We start from the raw sequence: 23,826 nt of genomic DNA, 5'->3' as shown, positions 1-23,826 counted from the left end.
ATATGAACAACGACAACGGAGGCCGTGCAGTGGAACGCCTGCTACTCAATTGCGACATGGGCGAGAGCTTTGGCAGCTGGCGCATGGGCCTGGATGCCGAGGTCATGCCCTACATCGATTGCGCCAACATCGCCTGCGGTTACCACGCCGGTGACCCCGGCATCATGCGCCGGACCGTGGCCCTGGCGCTGGAGCACGGGGTGACCATCGGCGCGCACCCGGCCTACCCGGACCTGGTCGGCTTCGGCCGCCGCTCCATGGCCTGCAGCCCGGAGGAAATCCGCGACCTGCTGCATTACCAGATCGGTGCGCTGGACGGTATCTGCAAAGTGTTGGGCGGCCACGTGGCCTACGTGAAACCCCATGGTGCGCTGTACAACGACATGATGGCCGACCCGCTCAAGCTGCGCACCGTACTGGAGGCTGTGGCGGCCTATGGCGCAGAACTGCCGCTGATGCTGATGGCCACCGCCGACAACCGCGCCGCCCAGGCCCTGGGTGATGAGATTGGCGTGCCGCTGTGGTTCGAAGCATTCGCCGATCGCGCCTACACCGCCAGCGGCCATCTGGTGTCGCGTCGCCTGCCCGGCGCGGTGCACCACGACCCGGCACTGGTGGTGGAGCAGGCCGTGCGCCTGGCCCGCGGCGATACGCTCGTCGCGGACGATGGCAGTGCACTGAGGCTTGCGGCCAGTACCCTGTGCGTACACGGTGACAACGACAGTTCGGTGGCGGCTGTGCGGCAGATTCGCCAGGCTCTCGATGCCCTGGAGTCGCGATGAAACACTGTATTGAAGTCGTGGCCATCGACAGCCTGATGGTGCGCCTGTTCGACTCCATCAATGAGGGCAACATGCCGTGGATGCTTGCCGCCAGCCAGCGCTTGCACGCGACGTTCGGCAAGCACTTGCTGGACCTGGTGCCGTCCTACACCACGCTGATGGTGCAGTTCGACCTGCCGCCGGGGGAGGCGAGGGCGCTGATCATCCGAGCGCTGGAAGGCTTGCAGCCAGACACGGGCAGCGGTGGCCGCCGCCATGAGATCCCGGTGTGGTACGACGCCAGCGTCGGCCCGGAGCTGCCGGTGTTGGCGGCCCGCAGTGGCTTGAGTGAAGCAGAGGTGGTCCGCTTGCACAGCGAGCGCGAGTACCCCGTGTTCGCCCTGGGTTTCGCCCCCGGTTTCGGTTTCATGGGTCTGGTGGACGAACGCCTGGCCAGCCCGCGCCTTAGCACCCCGCGCAAGCGCGTGGGGGCCGGCAGCGTCGGCATTGCCGAGCGCCAGACGGCGGCCTATCCAGCGGTATCGCCGGGTGGCTGGAACCTGATCGGGCGTACCCCGGTGCGCCTGTTCGACCGTGAACGCGAGGGCTACAGCCTGTTGCAACCCGGTGACCGGGTGCGCTTCGTGCCGGTTTCGCGCAACGAGTTCGTGGCGTTGGGCGGTGATGTGGAGGCACAAGCATGAAGCAGTTGAAGATCGAGGCCAGTACTCCGCTGTGCCAATTGCAGGATGCCGGGCGCTTTGGCGTACGCCATTTGGGCGTGACCCAGGGCGGGGCGCTGGACTGGGTGGCGATGCACTGGGCCAACTGGCTGCTGGGCAACCCGTTGGCGGCGCCGGTGGTCGAGGTGGCGCTAGGTGGTTTCTGTTTAGTCGCCGAGCAGGATTGTGTGCTGGCCCTGGCCGGTGCCGACCTGGATGCCCGTGTCGATGATCAGCCGCTGGCGCCCTGGCGCAGCTTTGCGTTGGTCAAGGGCCAGCGGTTGACCCTGAAGCAGCCGAAGCAGGGCGTACGAGCGTATCTGGCGGCGCCTGGCGGGTTCCTCGGCGAGGATGTGCTGGGCAGTTGTGCCACCGATGTGCGGGAAGAACTTGGCGGTATCGATGGTCAGGGTTCTGCGCTTGGCAAAGGCCACGTTCTGGCATTCTCAGGCACTTCGCCGACCCTGCGTGAGGTACCCGAAGCGCTGCGGCCAGAGTACCCACAAAAGCCAGTGCTTGACCTGGTGATCGGCGCACAGATCGGTGACTTCAGCGGTACCAGCCTGTTCGAGGCGTTCAACCGCGAGTGGACGCTGGACAGCCGTGCCGACCGCATGGGCATCCGCCTGCTGGGGCCGCAGCTGGTCTACCAGGGCGCGCCGATGATTTCCGAGGGGATTCCGCTGGGGGCGGTGCAGGTGCCGCCGGATGGGCAACCGATCGTGTTGCTCAATGACCGGCAGACCATTGGCGGTTATCCGCGGCTGGGGGCATTGACGCCGCTGGCGCTGGCGCAACTGGCGCAGTGCATGCCGGGGGCGGTGGTGCGGTTCAGGGCGGTGGTGCAGGATGAGGCGTGGCGGGAGCAGCAGGTATACCTGGACCGTTGGCGCTAAGGCTGCCGGCCTCTTCGCGGGTGAACCCGCTCCCACAGGTACCCCACAGGCCTCAAGGCTTGCGTAATACCTGTGGGAGCGGGTTTACCCGCGAAGAGGCCGGTACCGGCAACATCACTTGGACAGGTAACGCATCCCTTCCTCCAACCCCTGCAAGGTCAGCGGGTACATCTTGTCTTCGATCAAGTCCCGCACCAGGTGGGTCGATGCGGTGTAGTCCCAGGCCTGTTTCGGGTACGGGTTGATCCAGATGATCTTCCTGAATTTCTCCATGAAACGCTGCATCCACACATAACCGGCTTCTTCGTTCCAGTGCTCCACGCTGCCACCCGGCTGGGTAATCTCGTAGGGCGCCATGGCCGCGTCGCCGACGAACACAACCTTGTAGTCATCGCCGTACTTGTGCAGCAGGTCGAAGGTGGAATAGCGCTCCGAGGTGCGGCGCAGGTTGTTTTTCCACACCGACTCGTACACGAAGTTGTGGAAGTAGTAGTACTCCAGGTGTTTGAACTCGGTCTTGCACGCCGAGAACAGTTCTTCGCAGACCTTGACGTGGGCGTCCATCGAGCCACCGATGTCGAACAGCAACAGCAGCTTCACCGTGTTGCGCCGCTCGGGGCGCATCTGGATGTTCAGCAGCCCGGCATCCCGCGCGGTGTGGTCGATGGTGCCGTCGATGTCCAGCTCTTCGGCGGCGCCTTCACGGGCGAACTTGCGCAGCCGGCGCAAGGCCAGCTTGATGTTGCGCGTGCCCAGCTCCACCTGGTCGTCCAGGTTCTTGTATTCGCGCTGGTCCCACACCTTCACCGCCTTGCCCTGGCGCTTGCCGGCCTCGCCCACGCGGATGCCCTCGGGATTGAAGCCGCCCGAGCCGAACGGGCTGGTGCCGCCGGTGCCGATCCACTTGTTGCCGCCGGCGTGACGCTCCTTCTGCTCCTCGAGGCGCTTCTTGAACTCCTCGATCAGCTTGTCCAGGCCACCCAGCGACTGGATCTGCGCGCGTTCCTCGTCGGTCAGCGAACGCTCGAACTCCTTGCGCAGCCAGTCTTCGGGGATCAACGCCTCAATGTGCCGGTCCAGGTTCTCCAGGCCCTTGAAGTAGGCGGCGAAGGCACGGTCGAACTTGTCGAAGTGGCGCTCATCCTTCACCAGGATGGCGCGGGCGAGGTAGTAGAACTCGTCCATGTCGGCGAACACCACGCGCTTTTGCAGGGCCTGGTGCAGGTCGAGCAGTTCGCGTACCGACACCGGCACCTTGGCCGCGCGCATTTCATTGAACAGGTTGAGCAGCATGGCCCGGCTCCTGTCAGCGGTTGCCGCGCCGGCTCATGAAGGCCAGGCGCTCGAGCAGTTGTACGTCCTGCTCGTTCTTCACCAGCGCGCCGGCCAGCGGTGGAATGGCCTTGGTCGGGTCGCGTTCGCGCAGCACCGCTTCACCGATGTTGTCGGCCATCAGCAGCTTGAGCCAATCGACCAGTTCGGAGGTGGACGGCTTTTTCTTCAGGCCTGGTACCTTGCGCACGTCGAAGAACACGTCAAGCGCCTCGCTGACCAGCGACTGGCTGATGTTCGGGTAGTGCACGTCGACAATCTGCTGCAGGGTGGTGCGGTCGGGGAAAGCGATGTAGTGGAAGAAGCAGCGGCGCAGGAAGGCGTCCGGCAGCTCCTTTTCGTTGTTGGAGGTGATGATGATGATCGGGCGCTGCCTGGCCTTGATGGTCTCGTCGATTTCGTAGACGTAGAACTCCATCTTGTCGAGCTCTTGCAGCAGGTCGTTGGGGAACTCGATGTCAGCCTTGTCGATTTCGTCGATCAGCAGGATGACCCGTTCCTCGGCCTCGAAGGCCTCCCACAACTTGCCCTTTTTCAGGTAATTGCGCACATCGTGGACCTTGTCCACGCCCAACTGTGAGTCCCGCAGGCGGCTGACCGCGTCGTACTCGTAGAGGCCCTGGTGGGCCTTGGTGGTGGACTTGATGTGCCAGGTGATCAGGCGCGCACCGAACGAGGCCGCCAACTGCTCGGCAAGCATGGTCTTGCCGGTGCCGGGTTCGCCCTTTACCAGCAAGGGGCGTTCGAGGGTGATGGCCGCGTTTACCGCCAGTTTCAGGTCGTCTGTGGCGACGTAGTCGCGGGTGCCTTCGAACTTCATGGGTCTGTCCTCTGCTGGAAGCCTGCACCGGCCCTTTCGCGGGTAAACCCGCTCCCACAGTTACCCCACCTTTTCTGAGGTTTGTGGAATACCTGTGGGAGCGGGTTTACCCGCGAAGAGGCCAGCACAGGCAGCACATATTTTCGATTTGTCACCGACTATAACGCGGGGTTCGCCGACTGGAAACGCAGACCAGGTATTCAGTCCCTGAATGCCCCGTCACTCGATCCTAGTCGGAATCCGGCGCATCACGCTCATACCGCGCATTGAACGCCTCGATGAACCCGTTGCGCAGTATCTGCAGAAACGCCTCGAAGGCGCTGATATCCTGTTTGTGCACGCTGCCGCTGAGCTCTACCCGGGTCGCGAACTGGTTCTTCGGCTGGTTCTTCAATACCGTCTCGGTTGCACCTACCAGCGCTTCCCAGACCGAGCGGAAGAAGCCTTTGTCCTTCTCCTGCACATCCTGCTGCCAGTCGAACACATCCACATCCCGCAATAGTGGCTTGATGTACCCGTTCAATCGCCCGTTGGTCGCCTCGGCCTCTATCACCACATCGCCGTGCCCGGCATTGAAATCGAACTTGCCGTAGGCGCTGGCGAAGTCATTGAGCTTGCGCAGCTCGATACCCGTGGCGCGCAGGCGGAACTCGAAGTCGTCGAAATCGCTGAACGGGTCGAAGGTGGCGCGACTTTCCACCTTGGCATCGCCTACGATCAGCGCCGTGCCATCGAAGCTGGCATCACGTCGGCCCTTTTCGTCACGAATGTTGGTGAGGTTGCGAATACTGGCATCGAGCTGAGTGGCCTTGAGGTTGACTGGTGGTTTGGAGTTGAAGTTGCGGAAAGTCAGCACGCCGTTGTCGATGCGAACCTCGTTCAGGGTGATCGGCAGCAGTTTTTCCAGTTGCTGGCGCCAGTCGGTGCCCTGACCGGTCTGCGAGTTCTGTTTGTTGCCGCCATCGACGAAGTTGAGTTCCGGCCGGTCGAATATTACTTCGGCAACCACTGCGCGGTCGTACCAAAGGGCGTGCCAGCTCACCGACAGGTCGATCAGCGGTGCATCGAGAAACGGTACCGGCACCTTGCCGGTGGTCTTGACGATCTTCAGCCCGTTGATCTGGTATGCACCGCGCCACCAGGCCAGGTCCACATCGGCCACCTGGCCACGGTAGTCGCCCATGTCGGCCAGTTTGTCATTGAGGTAGTCGCGCACCAGATAGGGCAGGGCCAGGTGCAGCGCCAGCAACAGCACGATCAGGCTGGCCAGGCCGATCAACGGCCAGCGATAACGGGCTCTCATCGAAGTGTCTCCAACGCAGGATGTGCGGTTGACCGCAACGAGTCCGCGTGAGTTCGAACAGGCTTTACGGGCCACCGGTGCGGGCTTACCCTTGAGGTCTTTCCCTGCTTTTTTTCATGCCAAGGACCCCTGCCATGAGCCGTATCTTTGCAGACAACGCCCATTCCATCGGTAACACGCCGCTGGTGCAGATCAACCGCATTGCCCCGCGCGGCGTGACCATCCTGGCCAAGATCGAAGGGCGTAACCCGGGCTATTCGGTCAAATGCCGCATCGGCGCGAACATGGTCTGGGACGCCGAAAGCAGCGGCAAGCTCAAGCCGGGCATGACCATCGTCGAACCGACCTCGGGCAACACCGGCATCGGCCTGGCCTTCGTCGCCGCAGCCCGTGGCTACAAACTGATGCTGACCATGCCCGCGTCCATGAGCCTGGAGCGCCGCAAGGTGCTGAAGGCTCTGGGCGCCGAGCTGGTGCTGACCGACCCGGCCAAGGGCATGAAGGGCGCCATCGAGAAGGCCAACGAAATCGTCGCCTCCGACCCGGCCCAGTACTTCCTGCCGGGCCAGTTCGAAAACCCGGCCAACCCGGCGATCCACGAAAAAACCACCGGCCCGGAAATCTGGAACGACACCGACGGCGCGGTCGACGTGCTGGTGGCAGGGGTCGGCACCGGCGGCACCATCACCGGTGTTTCGCGCTACATCAAGCATACGCAGGGCAAGGCGATCCTGTCGGTGGCAGTGGAGCCAGTGGCCTCGCCGCTTATCAGCCAGACCCTGGCCGGCGAAGAGCTCAAGCCCAGCCCGCACAAGATCCAGGGCATCGGCGCCGGCTTCGTGCCGAAGAACCTCGACCTGTCGATCGTCGACCAGGTGGAAACGGTGACCGACGAAGAGTCCAAGGCCATGGCCATCCGCCTGATGCAGGAAGAGGGCATCCTCTGTGGCATTTCCTGTGGTGCGGCGATGGCAGCGGCCGTGCGCCTGGCCGAAAAGCCGGAAATGCAGGGTAAGACCATCGTCGTGATTCTGCCGGACTCCGGCGAGCGCTACCTGTCGAGCATGCTGTTCAGCGACATGTTCAGCGAGCAGGAAAACCAGCAGTAATGGCCTTGCCGCTGATCCGGCGCAACGTTTGGCGGCTTGGTTTATTGCAAAATCTTCATGATTGAGTTGCCGCCCAGGCTGTTTTTACCCCGGCGGGATCAGTTTATGATGGCAGGATGATTTATCGGAGAGCAGGGCGAATGGCCCTGTTTCTTCCTCAAGGAGTGAAAGCATGACCTTTTCCTTTGCAGCCAAGGCGGGTGTCTTGCTGGTGTTTTTTGGCAGCGTGCTGTTCGTGCACCTGCGCGGCAAGGCTCGCTTGCCGGTGTTGCGCCAGTTCGTCAACCATTCGGCGCTGTTCGCCCCTTATAACAGCCTGATGTACCTGTTTTCCGGCGTACCGTCCAAACCCTACCTGGACCGTCAGCGCTTCCCCGAGCTGGACGTGCTGAAGGACAACTGGCAGGAAATCCGCGAAGAGGCCATGCGCCTGTTCGACGAGGGTTACATCCGCGCCGCCGAGAAGGATAACGACGCCGGCTTCGGTTCGTTCTTCAAGAAAGGCTGGAAGCGCTTTTACCTGAAGTGGTACGACAAACCGTTGCCTTCTGCCGAAACCCTGTGCCCGCGCACCGTCGAGCTGGTCAGCAGCATCCCAAACGTCAAGGGTGCGATGTTCGCCCTGCTGCCCGGCGGCAGCCACCTGAACCCGCACCGCGACCCGTTCGCCGGCTCCCTGCGCTACCACCTGGGCCTGTCCACCCCCAACTCCGATGCTTGCCGCATCTACGTCGATGGCGAGGAATATGCCTGGCGTGACGGCGAGGACGTGATGTTCGATGAAACCTACGTGCACTGGGTAAAGAACGAGACCGACGTTACCCGGGTTATCCTGTTCTGCGACATCGAACGCCCGCTGAGCAGCCCGCTGATGACTCGCATCAACCGCAAGGTCAGCGCCTTCCTCGGCCGTGCCACCGCGCCGCAGAACACTGATGACGAGCGCGTTGGCGGGATCAACCAGGCCTACGCCTGGAGCAAGCGCTTCAGCAACCGGATCAGTAGCCAGGTCAAGCAGTTCAAGCGCGCCAACCCCAAGGCCTACCGCGTGCTGCGGCCGGTGCTGGCGGCGGTGGTGGTGTACCTGTTGTATCACTGGCTGTTCTGATTTCTGCCTGTTGGGGCTGCCTTGCAGCCCATCGCGACACAAGGCCGCTCCTACAGCTACCGCGCCACTCCCTGGAATTGCGCAGAACCTGTGGGAGCGGCCTTGTGTCGCGATAGGGGCGCAAAGCGCCCGCCGGCGTCCTCTCAGGAAACCACTCTGGTTCGGTGTTTATAGGGAATTATAGACAGACTATAGAGCGATTATAGATTGTGGTTGATGAGGGGCGCGCAGCCCCCTTTGCTGCCTCAAGCCGGCTCCAACGCCTCCACCACTTTCCCCCGGCTAAGGTGCACCACCTTGTCCGCCGTATCGAAATACCGGTCATCATGCGAAATCACGATGATGGTCTTGCCCAAACGCTTCAGGTCCGGCAGCAGCTCGGTGTAGAACACCCGGCGGAAGGTCGGGTCCTGGTCCGCCGCCCATTCGTCGAACACCAGCACCGGCCGCCCGTCCAGCCAGGCATTGACCAGTGCCAGGCGCTTGCGCTGGCCGGTCGACAGGTCGGTGGTGGTAAAGGCACCATCGCGCACGCTCACCTTGTGGGCGATCTCCAGCCGCTCCAGGTAGCGCGTGGCATCGCTGGGCAGGCTGTGTTCATGCTCGGGCAGGTCGTCGAACAGGTAGTAGTCGGCGAACACCGTGGTGAACAGCTGGCGATAGTCATCCAGCCCCTCCGGGCCGACGGCCTTGCCGTTCAGGCGCACTTCGCCGCGTTGCGGGGTGTACAGGCCCAGCAGCAGCTTGATCAGCGAAGTCTTGCCGCAGCCGTTCTCACCGACGATGAACAGGATCTCGCCCGGTTCGATGCTCAGGTTCACCGGCCCGACGCGGAACGGCTCGTTGCCGTCCACCGGCGGGTAGGCGTACTCGACGTTGTGCAGTTCCAGATGCGCGCTGGCCGGGGCGGCGCGCTTGACCGGCGGCTCCAGCAGCAGGTGCGGCTCGGGCGAGGAGAAGCGCTCGGACAGGTCGGCAATGCGCCGGAACGCCACCTGGGCGCGGCCGAGGATAGGCAGGTTGCCGATCAAGGTTTCCAGCGGGCCTTTCATGTACAGCAGCACCAGCACGAAGCCGCTCATCACCGCCGGGTCGTTGCTCGGCCATAGCGATTGCAGGGCCAGGGTCAGGCCGATGACCACGAAGAACAGCATCGACCCCAGGCTCTTGGCCGCGACGAAGATGTTGATGGCGCGGATATGGGTGTTGGCGATGAAGTCGGCGGTGCCCTGGATGTTGCGGGTCAGCATGGCATGGCGGCGGCGGCGGTCGATGCGCAGCTCCTTGGCGCCCTCGGCGATGGCCGAGTAGTGCTTCTGCAGGTTGTCTTCGGCATCGCGGGCGGCGTTGAAGCCGGCCACCCCTTTTTGCCTGGCCACGTACTGAATGCCACTGCCGATGCCGATGGCTGCCAGGGTGATGAGGAATATCGGCCACGACAGCCAGGCCAGGTAGGCCATGCAGCCAGTCACGGTGGTGAGCGAGATGGCCAGCGGGGCGAAGGCGAAGGCAAAGTCGCTGATGGTGTCGACGTCCCGGGTCAGCACCGGGATCAGGCGATGGGTGCGGTAGCGCTCGATCTGCTCGATCGGCGCCGACAGCACCTTGGCGCCGAGGTCCTTGCGCAGCCTGGCGATGACTTTCTGCCCAACGTAGTTGGTGCCGCTGTCGGCCGCCACGCTGCTGACCAGGGCCAGCACGCACAGGCCGGCGAAGGCCAGGATCACGCCCTGGCTCATGCCGCCAGCGGCATGCAGGCCCTGGTTGACGGTGGCCAGCAGGGCGGTCACGGCCAGGCCGCCGAGCATGCCCAGCAGCACCGAGACGATTACCGCCGGGCGGTAGGGTTTCAGTAGGCCCAGCAATTCGCGGATGGCCCCGGGGGAGGAGGTTTTCATGAAGCATGATCTCGCTGGTGAGGTGGGGGCGGGTCAGCTGCCGAGGGTCAGGGAGCCTTTCATCAAGGTGCTGTGGAACGGGAACGAGCAGTAGAAGCTGTACGCGGTACCTGCCTTCAGCGATCGGGTGTCGAGGCTGACGCTGTCTGTTTCACCGCCGCCGATCAGGCGGGTGTGGGCGAGCACCCGGGTGTCGCCGGGCTTCAGGTAGTCCAGGGCCTCGCCGGCTTTCTGGCCGTCGTCGAGCACGCCTTGCATGTCGGCCTGGGTACTCAGCACCCAGTTGTGGCCCATCACGTTCTTCGGCATGTCGCCAGGGTGGGTGAGCGTGACGGTGAACACGGCGCAGGCCTTGGGCACGATGATGGCGGCCTTGTCGAAGGTCATCTGGTCGGTGCCATGGATTTCCACGGCGCATTGCTGCGCCGACCAGGCGGCAGGGGCCACGGCAAGCAGGGCGAGGAGCAGTAGCTGGCGAGTCATGTACGGTTCCTGGGCGATAGAAGGGTGCACATCGTTCAGACGAACCGGCGCGCGCCGGCTTTACCTGTGAGTGCGGCCCAGCTGAATTTCCCCATCGCCCGCTCGTTCATTCAGTCAGGCGCCGACATGGCGCACATCCCGATTTCGCCGCCTATGCGGCCCTGGCCTGAGGTGACCGGACATGAGTGAACTGCTGAGCTTTGCGATCGAACCCCTGGACGCTGCACGCGGCAACCTGCCACTGCTGGTGCGCGCGCCGGAGCCGGGCATCGACCTGCTGGAAGCCTTTGCCGAGTTGCAGCCGCTGGTGGACCGGCACCTGCTGCAGGCTGGCGGCATCCTGTTTCGCGGCTTCGAGGTGGGTGGTGCCGAAGCTTTCCGCCAGTTCGCTGCTTCTTTCGGTCACCCGCTGCTCAACTACGAGTTTGGCTCCACCCCGCGCAGCAACGTGACCAAGGGCGTGTACACCTCCACCGAGTACCCGGCGCACCAGAGTATCCCCCTGCACAACGAGCAGGCCTATACCCTGGAATGGCCGATGAAGATCTGGTTCTACAGCGTGATCCCCGCCGAGACCGGTGGCGAGACGCCGATTGCCGACAGCCGCGAGGTGTACCGACGCATGCCGGCGCGCATTCGTGAGCGGCTGGTGGAGAAGGGGCTGATGTACGTGCGCAACTACGGCAACGGCCTTGATGTGGAATGGTCGCAGGTGTTCAACACTGAAGACCCGCGCCAGGTCGAGGCCTATTGCCGGGCGCATGCCATCGAGTGCATCTGGAAGGATGACGGCGAATTGCGCACCCGCCAGCGCTGCCAGGTGGTGGCGCGCCACCCGGTGACCGGGGAGGATGTGTGGTTCAACCAGGCGCACCTGTTCCATGTGTCGAACCTGCAGCCAGAAGTGCGCGAGTCGTTGATGGACATCGTCGAGGAAGAGGACTTGCCGCGTAACGTGTACTACGGCGACGGTACGACCATCGAAGATTCGCTGCTCGATGAAGTGCGCGGGGTGCTGGATGAATGCACCATCAGCTTTCCTTGGCTGGAGAACGATGTGCTGATGCTGGATAACATGCTCGCGGCGCATGCGCGGTCGCCGTTTACCGGCAAGCGCAAGGTGGTGGTGGCGATGGCGCAGGGGCATTCCGAGTTTTTGCGCTGATTAGGGAGTGAGGGCTGCCATGTGCCTGCCTTGAGAGGTGTGGTGTCTGTGAGATCGAGCGCCGCCCGCGCGGCGCTTCGCGGGACAAGCCCGCTCCCACATTTGTTGCAACGTGGCCATGCCTGTGGGAGAGGCGTTGTCAGCCTGGGTGCATGGCTTGAGACAGGTGATGCGGCAGCAATGCCAACTCAGAAATCCAGTCAACCCACCAAGGCTGGCAACCATGGCCTGACAGGTTCGGCACGTTGCAACAAATGTGGGAGCGGGCTTGTCCCGCGAAGCGCCGCGCGGGCGGCGCTCGATCTCATAGGCACCGAAAGGGTTGTGGCGAACACCTGTCAGCCCAGATGCATTCCCCAGACATGCCTCCTGCAGCCTTCAAAAATCCCAGACTCTTCCTACGCCTCGGGACTGGCAACTCCACCCCTGCGAAATATCCTACAACCTCTGTCGACATGCGTCTGATTGTTCCTGCAAATCCCGCACTCTAGGCTTTGCCCGTCGCTGACGGTTCAGCGATCGGGTGTGGAAACCTGTAGTAAGCATTTCAGGGTTTGTCGTTACATTCAGGAGAACCCATGACCGACGATACCAAAACCACCCCCGGCGTTACCTACTTCTACCAAGGCGAAGGCCAAACCCATCCGCTGTTCCGTATCGCTGAGGGCATCCCCTGCCGCAGCGCCCGGGAGCAAGCCTCGGAACTGATGGGCTATGCACGCGACTTGTCACTGACCGGTTTGATGGATGGCGATCAGCAGATGCTCTGGGCTTCGCATTACTTCGCAGCCATGGCCAAGGCGCTGCTGGATGATGCCGAGTTGGGTTTGCTGCGCTGATCCTTGTATTGGCTGGGCTGGCCCTTTCGCGGCTAAAGCCGCTCCTACAGGGATTGTGCATGCCTCAGGGTGTGCACAACTCCTGTGGGAATGGGTTCATCTGGGTCAGGTTCCAGCAGGCAAGGTTTGGCTGATCGAGTTATTTCGTGAATGGTGCGTAACCTGACAAGAATCCAAAGAGCGCGGCCATAGGCATCCATCAAGCAAATAACCACATAACATTTGCCCAAGTTATTTGTGAATTTTGCAGCCCGCAAGCATCACCTTCGCAGACATTGACTACCTACTGTTTGGCGAACTCTCAGATGGTGTGTTGCGTTGTCTCTGTTGTGGCTAAATAATGAAATAGTTTATGACTAGCCAAGTGAATCCGGTTGTGCTTAACCATGATGCGATAACTATTTTGGTTTTCAATGGCTTGGGGAATTGCTCATAATCTTCTTTGTCAAGTAGGCCTCTGCGAATACTTGAAATTGGGAAAGTGATGGCGCCTGCTACCATGAAAATCACCAGCATTCTTGAACGTATGCCTTTCTCTCCCCAAAGGGTTATGGCGTATGAAAGACATGGGCTTCGGTGAAGTGCTGTGACCATTTGTTTATATTGCTGAGAAATTGCAATGTGAAAGTCCATTGCAAGTGCGGTCAAGCCGAGGCAGAAAGGGGAGGCTACTATAAATAGCCTTAATTTTATGTCCAGATGATCAATCATCTTGAAAGGCCTCGAAGATTACTTCACCTAATTCTTCGCCGCCGCCCATGCCTGCAATGCCCTCGACGATGGTGCCCGCTTGTCCACATAGCGGGCAGGGTGTAGTCGGCTCGCCTTGAAGCAGCCAGTTGCGGCCATGCACACGGCCCCTGGCTTGGCTGGCAATGCAGATGGCGCCTGTGGTGGTTTCGTCACCGTCCAGGCCTTGGTATCGGCCGAAGAAGTTCATGCGCATGCTCATGGCTCGCCTCTTTTTAAGGTGGAAGCCAGGAACCTAGGGATTCTCCGATCAAGTCAGCACAGGCCATCTGACCTGTGCTGAAATAGCCCTCCGTCCAACTGCCTTCTACAAGTCCGCCATCCCATGAGTCAGATGAGCTTTTCCGATTTCGAGTACGCCGGCAAGCGCAAGCAAACCCGTCGCGAGCGTTTCCTGGCCGAGATGGAACAGGTGGTACCGTGGAGTGGACTGGTGGCGTTGATCGAGCCTCACTACCCAAAGGCTGGCGGTGGCCGCAAGCCTTATCCTCTGGAAACCATGCTGCGCATTCACCTGCTGCAGAATTGGTTCTCTTTGAGCGATCCCGCCATGGAAGAGGCGCTGTACGAGATCACTTCGATGCGCCAGTTCGCTCGTCTGACGCTCAGCGCTCCGATCCCCGAAGACACGACGATCATGAACTTCCGGCACCTGCTGGAGAAGCATCAGTTGGCAGCCGGCATTCTGGAAACCATCAACAATTACCTGCAAGACAAGGGCCTGTCGTTGCGCCAGGGCACCATTGTCGACGCGACCATCATCCACGCGCCCAGTTCGACCAAGAACAAGGAAGGCAAGCGCGATCCTGAAATGCATCAAACGAAGAAGGGCAACCAGTACTATTTCGGCATGAAGGCCCACATCGGCGCGGATGCTGAATCGGGTCTGGTGCATCACGTTCATGGCACCGCCGCGAACGTAGCTGACGTGACGGAGGTCGCTCAGCTATTGCATGGCGAAGAGAATGTCGTGTGTGCGGATGCGGGTTACACAGGCGTGGAAAAGCGGCCAGAACACGAGGGACGGCAGGTGATATGGCAGGTCGCTGCCCGCCGCAGCACCTACAAACACTTGAGCAAACGCAGCGTGCTCTACCAAGCCAAGCGCAAGATCGAAAAGGCCAAGGCGCAAGTGCGTGCGAAGGTGGAGCACCCGTTCCGGGTGATCAAACGCCAGTTCGGCTATGTAAAGACTCGTTTTCGCGGCTTGGCCAAGAACACGGCGCAACTGACCACGCTGTTTGCCCTGTCGAATCTGTGGATGGTGCGCCGGCAATTATTGCCTGCTGCGGGAGAGGTGCGCCCGTGAGTCCGGATAACCAAGGCTTTGCCTTGGTTATCCAATAATCAGCGACTGAAAAGCGGGCTTTTCGGCATCCCTAAGCCGCCCATTTCCGACTGATGAGCAACTTGTTCGGAGTTTCCCTAGCAGGCTGTTGGCGGGTATTTTCGGGGTGGAAGGGATTTAGGAAGGGGCCTACAAGGAATAGGGATTTGGACTACATGTTTTGTTGTGGCAATGCCCCTATGACTGCACCAGTCCGTTCCTCGGCTGTGCTTGCTTTGCCTTACCTTCGTCTCAAGACTTTTTACACAGAGCCTTGGTGCTGCAAGGGAACATACAGCTGTCTATCGCTGCTGTATGTTCCCTTGCAGCACTCGGCCTCTCCCATGGGCTATGCTTCGGTCGAGTTAACTCCAGAATTGCATGCGCTTCAGTTTGATCAGTACGGCGGCTAACACTGCCCAGGCAAATGCTGCTAGCAATAAACAGAATGCAATACGCATTTTGGTTTTTAAGTTGGTTGGAAAACTAGAGGCATCATTTTGATCGAGAAGTCCTCTTTTTAAGAAGAATTCGGGGTCTAGCGCGATTCCGCTCAGTGTGGCTACGACTGATACCCTTGAATAAAAACTACGTTTTCCCCACCAGTGCGTAGCTCGTTTCAAACATTCACTTCTACTCAAAGCGTGTTGGATATTCCGGTAGTTAGGCAGGTAAGCGAGTTGCGCTGTCATTGACAGTCCTGCTAAAGAGAGTGCGAAAGGCATGGCCAGAAATCCCAAACCCCAGAGAGACTCCAGAAATTCATTCATGTTCGGTTAATTCATAGAGCTCTTCCCCTATGTACTCGCCCATGCTCATGCCAGCTACGCTCCCGGCGTACGAACTAGCGCCTACGACTGCAATGGCACATGCTGCTCCACTTATGGGCCCAAGGCTCACGCAGGCAAAGCCTGCTATCGCTTTTCCAGCTACTCCCGCAGCGGCACCTACTGCTAGTCCTCCTGAAAAGTTGCCTACCTCAGTGAATCTTATTTTTCTGCATGATTGAGAATTGCCTGATCTACATACCTCTTGAGTTTTCAGCCAAGACGATCCACCACCGATCGCCAGCCCTACATATCCACCTTTTTTTAGGTAGTTAGATAAACGTGTCAACTTGTCCAGATGCGTTGAATATCCAGGGATGCCCCCGGGTGCTCCAGCCTTGCTCCAGTGATGTACTAGGCTTTTTGAGGAAATGCCTAAGTCGCCCCGTAATCTGTCATGGCTTCCGAGGTTCATGTGCTTGTTAAGAAAGCCCATCTTCAGTTGCGCATCCAATTGTCCGAGTAGCTTTCTACGTTCAGCAAAAAATTCCGGACTACGTAGATGTCCATGCTTGGAAAACTGATGCTGATGCAGCTCTTCGATCTTGCGCAACGTCGCGCTAAGATCATCTAGCGCCTGAGCCATCATGGCGCCGCTCACTCCCATTGCCAAGCTGGTACTGCTCAACAAACCTGCTATTTCAGGCAAGTGACGCATCATGAAGTCAGCTTCTTCCGGCGTGAGATCTGCCAAGTCCTCTCGCGCCTGTTTGGCCGCACTCATCACATATTGCTCTTCACGGGTGCAGGTCGGGCGACTGTAACCATCGCCAATGACAAAGATCTCGCCCGCCTTGAACCCCTGCTGATAGGTCGGGTTCAGCCGCTCCAGAATTGACCGAGGCAGGTTGGCCTGCGGCGCGCCCAGCTCTGCCAGGACTTCCTGGTATGACATGCAGCGCGGAACGATGTAGAAGCCGGGCTCCATGCCTTGAGGAGTGGGCGAGGGCTGAACCACCTCAGGCTGATAGGTACTTCTTATCGGGTTACCCGTCTGGGCCTGTGCTGGTGCCTCACGAACAGGCTCAGATGCGGGTGCCCCGCGCGAAGCCGGAGGTGCGTACCCACTTGCAACCAGGCGATTGCTGCCCTGTGGGCACCCACATTGCACCAGTGCTCCGTCCAGAGCCGTGGGAATACCATCCTGTCGCCAGCGGACTTCGCCCTCGACGATGGTGCCCGCTTGTCCACATAGCGGGCAGGGTGTGGTCGGGTCGCCTTGAAGTAGCCAGTCGCGGCCATGCACACGGCCCCTGGCTTGGCTGGCAATGCAGATGGCGCCTGTGGTGGTTTCGTCGCCGTCCAGGCCTTGGTATCGGCCGAAGATGTTCATGCGCATGCTCATGGCTCGCCTCTTTTTCAGGTGGAAGCCAGGAACCTAGCAGGCGGTTGGCGGGTATTTTCGGGGTGGTGGGGGTTTAGGAAGGGTCCTACAAGGAATAGAGATTTGGACTACGTCATTTTATTGATGGCAATGCCGGCCTCTTCGCGGGCATGCCCGCTCTCATAGAACAACACATAAATCATTGATTTAGCAGGGCTCTGTGGGAGCGGGCGTGTCGAGGCGTCGAACCGCCGCGAACACCGGTGGAGCCGGTGCTATACACCGCGTTGGCAGCTTCGCGGTACTGACAAAGCCTGTCTGTTGCTTGTACCGGCCTCTTCGCAGCACAAGGCTGCTCCTACAACGGACGCGTCAGGCGAGCGATATTTGTTCTCTGCGCGACAGCACAGCCCAAAAGGGCTGGGCAATCTCCCACGGGGGTAGCGTCCCGTCCTGGCTGGCGCCATTCCTGTAGCGGTTATGGCCTTGCTCAGAGACCTTGAAACCTGCGCGGTCGGTGTGGGAGCGGGTTTACCCGCGAACACCGGCGCAGCCGGTGCCAGCCACCGCGTCGCCTGATTCGCGGGCACGCCCGCTCCCACAGGGATGGTGCTGGGCCTAAGGTTGGCGCCACTAAATCACCCCCCCACACCTTCGTCTGACAGTTACCGCTCGACTGCCAGGACACCGCTCGACATGAATGCCGACCAAACGCTCAAGCTCGCCCGCCGCTTCATCGAACTCAGCCCCGACAAGCGCCGCCTGTTCCTCAAGGCGCTGCAGGGCGAGGGCATGGATTTTTCCGTGCTGCCGATTGCGCCCGGGGTGGAGGTGGCCGAGCGTGACCAGCTGTCGTACGCCCAGCGGCGCATGTGGTTCCTCTGGCAGCTCGACCCGCAAGGTGCGGCATACAACCTGCCCATGGCCGTGCGCTTGACTGGCCCGCTGGACCTGGCCGCCCTGCAGCACGCCTTCGATGCCCTTGTGGCCCGCCACGAAACCCTGCGCACCCGCTTCGTCGCCGACGGCGATGACGTGCGCCAGCAGGTCGAGGCCAGCGCCGCCCCGTTGCAGCTGCACCAGGATGCCTTGGCCGGCCTGGACGAGGGCGCCCGTCAGGCCGCCATCGAAACCATCGCCGAAGCCGAAGCCCTGGCCCCCTTCGACCTGGCCAGCGGCCCGCTGCTGCGGGTGCGCCTGCTGCAACTGGCGGCACAGGAGCACATCCTGCTGCTCACCGTGCACCACATCGTCGCCGACGGCTGGTCGATGAACGTGCTGATCGACGAATTCCTGCACCTGTACGACGCCGCCGTGGCCGGCAGCGAAGCCCGCCTGGAACCGCTGCCGATCCAGTACCGCGACTACGCCCTGTGGCAGCGAAGTTGGCTCCAGGCCGGTGAGCAGGAGCGCCAGCTGGCCTACTGGCAGGCCCGCCTGGGCGACGACCATTCGCCGCTGGAATTGCCACTGGACCGAAGCCGCCAGGGCCGCCCCAGCTATCGCGGCGCGCGTCACGAGTTCCCCATCGCAGCAGATGTCGCCGAACGGCTGCGCGGCCTGGCGCGCAAGCATAACGTCACCCTGTTCATGGTCCTGCTGGCCGCCTTCAAGCTGCTACTGCAGCGCTACAGCGGCCAGTCGGCGATCCGTGTCGGCGTGCCCATCGCCAACCGCAACCGCGCCGAAAGCCAAGGGCTGATCGGCTGCTTCATCAATACCCAGGTATTGCACACCGAAATCGACCCGCTGCTGGACATCACCGGCCTGCTCCAGCGCGTGCGCGAAACCGCCGTAGGCGCGCAAAGCCACCAGGACCTGCCGTTCGAGCAACTGGTCGAAGCCCTGGACCTGCCGCGCAGCAGCGAGAGCCCGCTGTTCCGCGTGTTGTTCAACCACCAGGCGCAGGTGGCGGATGTACAGGCCATCGAGACCCGCTCCGGCCTGAGCCTGGCGCCTGTCGTGCTGGCAAAGCACAGCGCCCGCTTCGACCTCGCGCTGGACACCCATGAGCGAGCGGGGCAGCTGCACGCAGCGTTCACCTATGCGACCGACGTGTTCGATACGGCCACCGTCGAAGCCCTTGGCGAGCAGTGGCTGGCCCTGGTGCAGGCATTGGCCGACGAAGTAAGTGGCGCAGTCGGCGAGTTGCCATTGCCAGGCCTGGCCCCTGCCATTGGCGCGCCTGCGAAGGCTGACGCAACGCTGCTGGTCCACCAGCGCTTTGCCGCCGCCGCCAGCCGCCACCCCGAACGCACGGCGGTGATGGCTGCGGGCGAGCAGGCCAGCTTCGCCGAACTCGATGCCCGCGCCGAGGCCATTGCAGGCCGGCTGGTGGAAGCCGGAGCAGGGCCGGACACACTGGTCGGCGTGCTGGCCGACCGCAGTGTTGGCATGCTTGCCGGTATCCTCGGCGTGCTCAAGGCCGGTGGCGCCTACCTGCCACTGGAGCCCGAGCAGCCGGCCGAGCGCTTGGCCTACATGCTTGCCGACAGCGGCACGCGCCTGGTACTGGCGCCCGGCAACTGGCAAGCCGAACTGCCCGAAGGCGTGCAGCGCCTGGACTGGGCGCAAACTGGCAACGGCAGCGCCGCCCGTATCGAACCGGCGCCGGCCAACCTGGCCTACGTGATCTACACCTCCGGCACCACCGGCCAGCCCAAGGGTGTGGCGGTCAGCCACGGCGCCCTGGCCAACTACGTCGAAGGTATCGCCGCGCGCCTGCCGGTCGAGTGTATCCGCAGCATGGCCCAGGTCTCGACCCCGGCAGCCGACCTCGGCCACACCATGCTGTTCGGTGCATTGTGCGGCGGCCATACCCTGCATTTGCTGCTACGCGAGCAGGTGCTGGATGCCGAAGGCTTTGCGGCCTACCTGGCCGAGCACCAGGTAGACGCGCTGAAGATCGTACCGTCGCACCTGGAGGCCATGTTGGTGGCTGGCCGCTCGGCGCTGCCGGCACAGTGCCTGGTGCTCGGCGGCGAGGCCATCAGCCCGTGCCTGCTGGGCAAGGTCCGCAACCTGGCCCCGGCGCTCAAGGTGTTCAACCACTACGGCCCGACCGAGACCACCGTCGGTGTGCTGGTCGCCGAACTGAACGGGCAAGCCAGCCTCGGCCAGCCACTGGCCAATACTTGCGTCGCGGTGCTCGACCGCTGCCTGCAACCCCTGCCGGCCAAAGCCAAGGGCGAGCTATACATCGGTGGCGCCGGCCTGGCCCGCGGCTACCTGAACCGCCCGGCACTCACCGCCGAGCGCTTCGTTCCCGACCCGAGCGGCCACGGCCAGCGCCTGTACCGCAGCGGTGACTGGGTTCGCCAAGGCAGCGACCTGCAGTTCGCCGGGCGCATGGATGGCCAGGTCAAGGTCCGTGGCTATCGCGTGGAACTGGCCGAAATCGAAAACCAGCTGCGTGCCCTGGGCGGTGTCGCCAATGCCCTGGTGCGCGTGCATGGCCAGGGGCCGCAACTGCAACTGGCTGCCTGGCTGGTGCCCAGCCAGATGCCGGCCGATAGCCTGGCCTGGCAGGAATCGATCCGCGCCAGCCTCAAGCGCCTGCTGCCCGAACACATGGTGCCGACACACCTGATGGTGCTGGAGCACCTGCCGGTCACGGTCAACGGCAAGGTCGACGTCAAGGCGCTGCCGGAACCTGCCGCCACCCAGGTGGCCTATCAGGCGCCGCAGACCCCGCTGCAAACGCAATTGGCACAGATCTGGGCGCAAGTCCTGCAAGTACCGCAGGTAGGCCTGGGCGACAACTTCTTTGCCCTTGGCGGCCATTCACTGCTGGCCACCCAGGCGGTATCGCGGATACGCAAGCAATTGGGCGTGGATATTCCGCTGCGCAGCCTGTTCGACACCGTCGACCTGCAGGCCTTCGCCCAGGCCGTGGCCGAAGGCGAGCAGGGCGCAGGCCTGGACATCGAAATCCTCGATCGCCAGCAACCGCTGCCAGTGTCCCCCTCGCAGAACCGCCAGTGGCTGTTCTGGAAGCTCAACCCCGAAAGCCTGGCCTACAACACGCCGATGGCCGTGCGCATGCAGGGTCACCTCGACCACTGCGCCGTGCAGGCTGCGCTGGATGCCTTGGTAACCCGCCACGAATCGTTGCGCACTGTTTTCGTCGAGGCCGACGGCCTGCCTTGGCAGCGCATCCTGCCGGCTGCCACGGTATCGATCGGTTTCGAAGACCTCAGCGGCCAGGACCACGCCGCGCAGATGCGCAAGCTGGAAGCCGAAGCCTTCGTCCCGTTCGACCTGGAGCACGGCCCGCTGCTGCGCGCACGGCTGTTCAAGGTGCATGCGCAGGAGCACCTGCTGTCATTGACCTTGCACCATATCGTCTCCGATGGCTGGTCGATGAGCCTGCTGGTGCGCGAGTTCGCCGCCGCCTACAACGCCGCCGCCACGGGCCAGGCGCAAACCATCGAGCCGCTGCCGGTGCAGTACGCCGACTTCGCCGCCTGGCAGCGCAAGTGGCTGGCCGAGGGGCAGATGCAGGCGCAGATCGACTACTGGAAGGCCCGCCTGGAAGACGACTTCGAAGTGCTGGAAATGCCTGCCGACCGCATTCGCCCGCAGGTAAAAAGCTACCAGGGCAGCCGCTTCGACGTGCGCCTGCCACAGGCCCTCACCGAGCGCCTGCGGGCACTGGCGGTGGCATCCAACGCCACATTGTTCCATGTGTTCCTGGCGGCCTATGCCATCGTGCTGTCGCGCTACAGCCGCAAGGGCACGCTCAACATCGGTGTGCCGGTCACCAACCGCAACCGCCTGGAGCTTGAAGGGCTGATCGGCTTCTTCATCAACGTGGTCGTGGCTCGTATCCGTGTCGATGGCAGCCAGCCGTTCTCGCACCTGCTGGCGGCGATCAAGGAGACCACCCTGCAGGCCCAGGCCAACAAGGATGTGCCGTTCCTCGAAGTAGCCGAGGCGCTGTATCCGGAGCGTGACCAGGGTGTGAACCCGTTCTTCCAGGTGCTGTTCAACCACCTGCGCGACCTCGGCGAGCAGGTGTCCAGCGATGCCCTGCACGGCCTGCAGGTCAAGGAAGTGGACCTGCTGGAGCCGGGCGCGCAGTACGACATATCGCTCAACACCCTGGAGCGCTCCGATGGCGTGACGGCCTCGTTCAACTATTGCACCGACCTGTTCGATGCCGCACGTATCGAGCGCATGGCCGGGCATTGGCAAGCACTGCTGGAAGCCATCTGCGCCGAACCACAATGCTGCATTGCCGAGCTGGACTTCCTTAGCAGTAGCGAACGCCAGCAGCTGACCCACGGCTGGAACCCGGCGCCCCAGGCTGGCAGCGGCTTGTGTGCGCACCAGCTGCTGGCGCGACAGGCCCACGAGCGGCCGGATGCGCTGGCGCTGATCTTCGACGACCAGCAGATGACCTACGCCGAACTGGACCGCAGCAGCAACCAGCTGGCTCACCGCCTTCGGGCGCTGGGCGTGGGGCCGGACTGCCTGGTTGGCGTGGCTGTCGAGCGCGGCCTGGGCATGGCCCTGGCGCTGATCGCCATTCACAAGGCGGGTGGCGCCTATGTGCCGCTGGACCCGGACTACCCGCAAGAACGCCTGGCCTACATGGTCGAGGACAGCAATATCGGCCTGCTGCTGGCCGATGCGCCCTCGCGTGAGCGCCTGCAATTGGGCAAGCAACTGCCCTGCGTGGTACTGGAGCCGGGCACCGAGTGGCTGCAAGCCTGGCCCGCCGAACCGCTGGCCAACCTGGCGGCACCGCACAACCTCGCCTATGTCATCTACACCTCCGGCTCCACCGGCATGCCCAAGGGCGTGGCCATCGACCACCATGCCCTGTCGCTGTTCTGCCAAGTGGCCGGAGACTATTCGCGCCTCACCCCGAGCGATCGCGTGCTGCAGTTCGCCACCATCAGCTTCGATGGCTTCATCGAGCAGTTCTTCCCGCCGCTGGCCCAAGGCGCCTGTGTGGTGCTGCGCGACCTGCGGCTGTGGGACACCGCCACCCTGCTGGACGAGATCAACCGCCACGGCGTGACCGTGGCCGACCTGCCGGCGGCCTACTGGCGCCTGCTGGCCCTGGAGCGCCGCGCCCCCGAGGCCTATGGCCGGCTGAAGCAGATTCACGTGGGGGGAGAGGCGGTGCCGGAAGATGCCCTGCGCGCCTGGCTGGCCGATGGCCCGCCAGCGGTGCGCCTGCTGAACACCTACGGCCCGACCGAAGCCACCGTGGTCGCCACCACCTACGATTGTTCGCAGATGACCGTGGAGCAGATCAGCCTGGGCGGCGTACCGATCGGCCGTGCCTTGCCGGGGCGTACCCTGCATGCTCTGGACGATGGCCTGGCGCCGACGCCGGTGGGCGTGCCCGGCGAGCTGTTCATCGGCGGTGCAGGTTGCCTGGCGCGCGGTTATCACCAGCGGCCGTCACTCACCGCCGAGCGTTTCATCCCCGACCCGTTCGACCCGGTTGGCGGTGGCCGCCTGTACCGCACCGGCGACCTCGGTTGCTACGACGAAAACGGCCAGCTGGCCTATCGCGGCCGGGTCGACCACCAGGTGAAGGTGCGCGGCTTCCGTATCGAGCTGGGCGAGATCGAGCAGTACCTGCGGGCGCACCCGGACGTTCGCGAAGCCACCGTGCTGGCCATCGACCTGCCCGGTGGCAAGCAGCTGTGCGCCTATGCGGTGCCGGCCGAAGGCTACCGCGGCGATCTGCGCCAGGCCCTGAAGCAGTACCTCAAGGCCAGCCTGCCGGACTACATGATCCCGGCCTACCTGGTGACCCTGCCGAGCATGCCGCTGACCCCCAGCGGCAAACTCGACCGCAAGGCGCTGCCGCTGCCCGACCCGAACCAGCCACAGCATGACTACCAGGCGCCGCAGACCGAGCGGCAGCAGCAGCTCGCGAACATCTGGGCGCAGTTGCTTAACGTTGCCCGGGTCGGCCTGAGCGACAACTTCTTCGAACTGGGAGGCCACTCCTTGCTGGCGGCCCAGGCAGTGTCGCGGATCAACGTCGAGCTGGGGCTGGACATACCCCTGCGGCTGATCTTCAGCCACCCCGAACTACGCGCGTTCGCCCAGGCCCTGGACGAGCAGGGCCTGTCGCTCTCCGACGATGGCCTGAGCGATATCGAACACATGATGAATGCATTCACAGAGGCCTGAC

At 62.5% G+C, this 23,826-nt stretch carries 18 protein-coding genes; 9 read left to right on the top strand and 9 right to left on the bottom strand.

The genetic code is table 11. The features are described 5' to 3' along the window. Positions 1 to 2 precede the first annotated feature (2 nt). Genes KDB76_RS21775 through KDB76_RS21765 form a run of 3 tightly spaced genes read left to right on the top strand, consistent with a single transcriptional unit; the run spans position 3 to position 2,379 of the window. A complete protein-coding gene (locus tag KDB76_RS21775; protein WP_013973752.1) occupies positions 3 to 782 on the top strand; it encodes a 5-oxoprolinase subunit PxpA in 780 nt (259 codons plus the stop codon). Next, entirely contained in the window at positions 779 to 1,465 is a 687-nt protein-coding gene (gene pxpB / locus KDB76_RS21770; RefSeq protein ID WP_038410086.1) for a 5-oxoprolinase subunit PxpB, read from the top strand. Before KDB76_RS21775 ends, pxpB begins: the two co-directional genes overlap by 4 nt. After that, positions 1,462 to 2,379: a biotin-dependent carboxyltransferase family protein gene (locus tag KDB76_RS21765; RefSeq protein WP_038410085.1), complete on the top strand. Its 918-nt coding sequence runs from the start codon at positions 1,462 to 1,464 to the stop codon at positions 2,377 to 2,379. The genes pxpB and KDB76_RS21765 overlap by 4 nt, the downstream gene beginning before the upstream one ends. A 114-nt stretch (positions 2,380 to 2,493) precedes the next feature. Here KDB76_RS21765 and KDB76_RS21760 read toward each other — a convergent pair whose 3' ends face one another. The 3 genes from KDB76_RS21760 to KDB76_RS21750 all read right to left on the bottom strand — a co-directional run bounded on the left by KDB76_RS21760 (position 2,494) and on the right by KDB76_RS21750 (position 5,834). Then, positions 2,494 to 3,672, bottom strand: a complete 1,179-nt coding sequence (locus KDB76_RS21760; RefSeq protein WP_013973749.1) for a VWA domain-containing protein — start codon at positions 3,670 to 3,672, stop codon at positions 2,494 to 2,496. Positions 3,673 to 3,685: 13 nt separating this feature from the next. After that, positions 3,686 to 4,531, bottom strand: a complete 846-nt coding sequence (locus KDB76_RS21755) for a MoxR family ATPase (protein WP_013973748.1) — start codon at positions 4,529 to 4,531, stop codon at positions 3,686 to 3,688. Positions 4,532 to 4,760: 229 nt separating this feature from the next. Further along, a complete protein-coding gene (locus tag KDB76_RS21750; RefSeq protein ID WP_013973747.1) occupies positions 4,761 to 5,834 on the bottom strand; it encodes a DUF748 domain-containing protein in 1,074 nt (357 codons plus the stop codon). Positions 5,835 to 5,968: 134 nt separating this feature from the next. Here KDB76_RS21750 and cysK point away from each other — a divergent pair, with 134 nt between their 5' ends. Both cysK and KDB76_RS21740 read left to right on the top strand, forming a co-directional pair. Next, positions 5,969 to 6,943, top strand: coding sequence for a cysteine synthase A (gene cysK, locus KDB76_RS21745; RefSeq protein ID WP_013973746.1), 975 nt, complete (start codon positions 5,969 to 5,971; stop codon positions 6,941 to 6,943). 172 nt (positions 6,944 to 7,115) lie between these two features. Continuing rightward, positions 7,116 to 8,051 (top strand): aspartyl/asparaginyl beta-hydroxylase domain-containing protein, encoded by a 936-nt coding sequence (locus KDB76_RS21740; protein WP_013973745.1) that lies wholly within the window; start codon positions 7,116 to 7,118, stop codon positions 8,049 to 8,051. Between the two features lie 245 nt (positions 8,052 to 8,296). On the opposite strand, the gene KDB76_RS21735 is transcribed toward KDB76_RS21740, so the two are convergent. Next, entirely contained in the window at positions 8,297 to 9,949 is a 1,653-nt protein-coding gene (locus tag KDB76_RS21735; RefSeq protein ID WP_013973744.1) for a cyclic peptide export ABC transporter, read from the bottom strand. Between the two features lie 33 nt (positions 9,950 to 9,982). Beyond that, positions 9,983 to 10,432 carry an azurin gene (gene azu / locus KDB76_RS21730; protein WP_024087574.1) on the bottom strand — a complete coding sequence of 150 codons (450 nt, stop codon included), beginning with the start codon at positions 10,430 to 10,432 and terminating at the stop codon, positions 9,983 to 9,985. Positions 10,433 to 10,613: 181 nt separating this feature from the next. Between azu and KDB76_RS21725 the strand changes: the two genes are divergently transcribed. Together KDB76_RS21725 and KDB76_RS21720 are read left to right on the top strand one after the other, a co-directional pair. Then, positions 10,614 to 11,597: a TauD/TfdA family dioxygenase gene (locus KDB76_RS21725; protein WP_038410084.1), complete on the top strand. Its 984-nt coding sequence runs from the start codon at positions 10,614 to 10,616 to the stop codon at positions 11,595 to 11,597. A 578-nt stretch (positions 11,598 to 12,175) separates the two neighbouring features. Beyond that, positions 12,176 to 12,436: a DUF3077 domain-containing protein gene (locus KDB76_RS21720; RefSeq protein WP_038410083.1), complete on the top strand. Its 261-nt coding sequence runs from the start codon at positions 12,176 to 12,178 to the stop codon at positions 12,434 to 12,436. A gap of 333 nt (positions 12,437 to 12,769) precedes the next feature. On the opposite strand, the gene KDB76_RS21715 is transcribed toward KDB76_RS21720, so the two are convergent. Both KDB76_RS21715 and KDB76_RS21710 read right to left on the bottom strand, forming a co-directional pair. After that, positions 12,770 to 13,147, bottom strand: coding sequence for a hypothetical protein (locus KDB76_RS21715; RefSeq protein WP_013973740.1), 378 nt, complete (start codon positions 13,145 to 13,147; stop codon positions 12,770 to 12,772). Beyond that, the gene (locus KDB76_RS21710; RefSeq protein WP_212632194.1) at positions 13,140 to 13,388 is read right to left on the bottom strand and encodes a hypothetical protein; all 249 of its coding nucleotides are present in this window, start codon (positions 13,386 to 13,388) and stop codon (positions 13,140 to 13,142) included. The genes KDB76_RS21715 and KDB76_RS21710 overlap by 8 nt, the downstream gene beginning before the upstream one ends. 123 nt (positions 13,389 to 13,511) lie before the next feature. Here KDB76_RS21710 and KDB76_RS21705 point away from each other — a divergent pair, with 123 nt between their 5' ends. Next, the gene (locus KDB76_RS21705; RefSeq protein WP_013973047.1) at positions 13,512 to 14,495 is read left to right on the top strand and encodes an IS5-like element IS2000 family transposase; all 984 of its coding nucleotides are present in this window, start codon (positions 13,512 to 13,514) and stop codon (positions 14,493 to 14,495) included. A gap of 383 nt (positions 14,496 to 14,878) precedes the next feature. Here the strand turns inward: KDB76_RS21705 and KDB76_RS21700 are convergent, their stop codons facing one another. Together KDB76_RS21700 and KDB76_RS21695 are read right to left on the bottom strand one after the other, a co-directional pair. Continuing rightward, complete coding sequence (locus tag KDB76_RS21700) at positions 14,879 to 15,283, bottom strand: hypothetical protein (RefSeq protein WP_212632193.1); 405 nt, start codon at positions 15,281 to 15,283, stop codon at positions 14,879 to 14,881. Further along, positions 15,276 to 16,685 (bottom strand): PAAR domain-containing protein, encoded by a 1,410-nt coding sequence (locus KDB76_RS21695; RefSeq protein WP_047933637.1) that lies wholly within the window; start codon positions 16,683 to 16,685, stop codon positions 15,276 to 15,278. The genes KDB76_RS21700 and KDB76_RS21695 overlap by 8 nt, the downstream gene beginning before the upstream one ends. 675 nt (positions 16,686 to 17,360) lie before the next feature. On the opposite strand from KDB76_RS21695, the gene KDB76_RS21690 reads away from it, so the two are divergent. After that, positions 17,361 to 23,825: a non-ribosomal peptide synthetase gene (locus tag KDB76_RS21690; protein WP_038410082.1), complete on the top strand. Its 6,465-nt coding sequence runs from the start codon at positions 17,361 to 17,363 to the stop codon at positions 23,823 to 23,825. Position 23,826: the final 1 nt, after the last annotated feature.

This window comes from Pseudomonas sp. JS425 (assembly GCF_018223845.1).
Lineage (GTDB): Bacteria > Pseudomonadota > Gammaproteobacteria > Pseudomonadales > Pseudomonadaceae > Aquipseudomonas > Aquipseudomonas asiatica.
The sequence above is the reverse complement of the archived record's forward strand: the minus strand, read 5'-3'. Positions and strand labels throughout refer to the sequence as shown.